This is a genomic window from Streptomyces sp. NPDC127114 (genome assembly GCF_042677525.1).
Taxonomy (GTDB): domain Bacteria; phylum Actinomycetota; class Actinomycetes; order Streptomycetales; family Streptomycetaceae; genus Streptomyces.
Window position 1 is genome coordinate 1 of record NZ_JBHXTJ010000092.1, and the last position, 3,244, is coordinate 3,244.

1 protein-coding gene is annotated in these 3,244 nt (G+C 75.7%); it reads right to left on the reverse strand.

Annotated features, from left to right (window positions below):
• On the reverse strand, positions 1 to 3,244 hold a 3,244-nt coding region (locus ACFVGS_RS37330; protein WP_385696929.1), incomplete at both ends, for an amino acid adenylation domain-containing protein.

Consider the following 3,244-nt stretch of genomic DNA (forward strand, 5'->3'; position numbering starts at 1 on the left):
GGCGACCACCGAGCCGATCGGGATGTCGGTGCCGGCGCCGAGCCGGGTGAGCAGCGCGGCGAGCCCCGCCTGCAGGGTCATGAACATCGTGACCCGGTGCTCCCGGCTCAGCTCGACGAGGGAGCGGTGGAGTTCGGCGCCGAGCGGGAGGACGACACGGTCGCCGCGGTGGCCGCTGTCGGCGCGGCGGGGCCGGTCGGCGGGCAGCGACAGCTCCTCGGGGAGCCCGGCCAGGGCGTCGCGCCAGTAGGCGAGCTGCCGGGAGGCGAGGCTGTCGGGGTCGTTCTCGTCGCCGAGCAGGTCACGCTGCCAGAGCGCGTAGTCCGCGTACTGCACCGGCAGCGGCTGCCAGTCGGGCGCGGCACCCTCGCGGCGCGCGCCGTAGGCGGCGGCCAGGTCCCGCAGCAGGGGGTCCATGGACAGGCCGTCGCCGGCGATGTGGTGCAGGACGAGGACGAGCAGGTGCTCGTCGGCCGCGAGCGGGAACAGGTGGGCCCGTACGGGCACGTCGGCGGCGAGGTCGAAGGGGACGGCGGTGCAGGCGGCCAGGGCGGCCGCCGGGTCGGCGGGCTTCGTGCGGCGGCGGTCGAAGGTGACCCGGGCCTCGGCGGGCGGGAGGATCCGCTGCCGGGGCTCGCCGTCCTGCTCGCTGATCACCGTGCGCAGGATCTCGTGGCGGGCGACGAGGTCGCCCAGGGCGAGTTCCAGGGCGGCCGGGTCGAGCGGGCCGGTGACGCGCAGCGCGAGCGGCAGGTTGTAGAGGGCGCTGGGGCCCTCCATCCGGTCGATGAGCCAGAGCCGCTGCTGGGCGAAGGAGAGCGGAAGGCGTTCCGGGCGCTCGCCGGCGGTGAGTGCGGTCCGGGTGCCGGTGCCGTCCAGGCGCTGGGCGAGACCGGCCACCGTGGGCGCCTCGAAGACGTCGCGGACGTCGATCTCCGCGGCGAACACGGTGCGGACGCGGCTGACCAGCTTCATGGCGAGCAGCGAGTGTCCGCCGAGGGCGAAGAAGTCGTCGTCGACGGCGAGCGGGCCCGGCGCGCCGAGCACCTCGGCGAACAGGCCGCCCAGCAGTTCCTCGCGTGCCGTGCGGGCGGCCCGGCCGCCGGTGAAGAGCTGGAGGTCGGGGGCGGGCAGGGCGCGCCGGTCGACCTTGCCGCTGCCGGTCAGGGGCAGCGCGTCGAGGGTGACGACGGCCGCGGGGACCATGTGGGCGGGGAGTGCGTCGGCCACGAACCTGCGGAGTTCGAGGGCGAGTTCGGGGCTCGGTGCGGTGACCGCGCAGTGGGCGACCAGACGGCGGTCGCCGTCCTCGGTCTCGTGCGGGGTGACGACGGCCTGGCGGACGGCCGGGTGCCGGGTCAGCACCTGCTCGACCTCGCCGGGCTCGATGCGGAAGCCGCGGATCTTGACCTGGTGGTCGGTGCGGCCCAGGTAGTCGATGCGGCCGTCGCGGGCGCGGCGTACCAGGTCGCCCGTGCGGTACATCCTCCCTCCTTGCCCGCCCTCGGCCGGGAGGGGCCCGGCCGTCACGAACGGGTCGGCGACGAAGCGCTCGGCGGTCAGCGCCGCGCGGCCGAGGTAGCCGCGGGCCAGGCTGTCGCCGGCGAGGTAGAGCTCGCCGGGGACGCCGGCGGGGACCGGGTTGAGGTGCTCGTCCAGGACGTAGGCGCGGGTGCCGAGGACGGTGTGTCCCATGGTGGGGCGCTCGGCGTCGGCGTACGCCTGGAGCAGGGTGTCGACGGTGCACTCGGTGGGCCCGTAGAGGTTGTGGCCGGTCGTGGCGGGGGCCTCGCGCAGCCGGTCCCACAGGGCCTGGCCGACGGCCTCGCCGCCGAGCAGCACGACGCGCGGCGCGGGCTCGTCCAGCAGGCCTTCGGCGACGAGCTGTTCGGCATAGGTGGGGGTGAACTGGACGGCGTCGATGCCGGCGGTGCGGAAGTGGCGGACCAGGGCGGCGGGGTCGCGGCGCAGGTCCTCGCCGATCAGGTGCAGCTCGTGTCCGGCGACCATCCAGAGCAGGCCGTTCCAGGAGGCGTCGAAGCAGAGCGAGGCGGTCAGTGCGGCGCGCAGCCGGCCGTGGGTCCGCTCGGGCTCGCCGAAGGTCTCCGCCCGGTGGGCGGCGAGCAGGCCGGCGATCGCACCGTGGCTGACCACGACGCCCTTGGGGCGGCCGGTGGAGCCGGAGGTGTAGATGACGTACGCGGCATGGGACGGCGTCACGCGGACGGGCGGGGCGACGGCGGGCCGACCGGCCCAGGTCTCCTCGGCGGCGTCCAGGACGGTGAGGCCGTCCAGGGCGTCGGGCAGCGGCCAGCCGGCAGCGGTGAGGACGGCCGCCGGGCGGGCGTCGGCCAGCATGTGGGCGGTGCGCTCCCGCGGGTAGTCGGCGTCCAGCGGCAGGAAGGCCGCACCGGCCTTGAGCACGGCCAGCTGCGCGACCACGGTCTCCGCCGAGCGGGGCAGGGCGAGGGCGACCACGTCCTCCGGGCCGACGCCGGAGGCGATCAGACCGTGGGCGAGGCGGTTGGCGCGGGCGTCGAGCTCGGCGTAGGTCAGCCGGGTCTCCTCGAACACGAGGGCCGTGAGGCCGGGCGTGGCCGCGGCCTGGGCGGCGAAGGCGTCCGGGACGAGCGGCAGTCCGGCGGGCAGCGGGCGGTGGCCGGAGAGGAGCTCGGCGCGCTCGCCGTCGGTCAGCAGGTCGGCGCGGCCGATCCGGTCCTGGGGGCGGGCGGTGACGGCCGTGAGGAGCCGGCCGAAGCGGGCGGCGACGGACTCGACGGTCTCCCGGTCGAACAGGTCGGTGGCGAAGTCGATCGCGCAGTCCAGTCCGACGGGCGCTCCGTCCGGGCCGAAGAACTCCTCCAGCGTCACGTTGAGGTCGAACTTGGCGACGCCGGTGTCCGCGGGCAGCGCCTCGGCCCGGAGGCCGGCCAGTTCCATCTCGGCGCCGTCGTTGGACTGGAGGACCATCGCGACCTGGAAGAGCGGGTGGCGGGCCAGTGAGCGGGCCGGGTTCAGCTCCTCCACCAGACGCTCGAACGGCACGTCCTGGTGCGCGTAGGCGCCGAGACCGGTCTCCCGCACCCGGCCCAGGAGTTCGGCGAAGGTGGGGTCCCCGGAGGTGTCGGTGCGCAGCACCAGGGTGTTGACGAAGAAGCCGACCAGGTCGTCCAGGGCCTCGTCCGAGCGGCCGGCGACCACCGAGCCGATCGGGATGTCGGTGCCGGCGCCGAGCCGGGTCAGC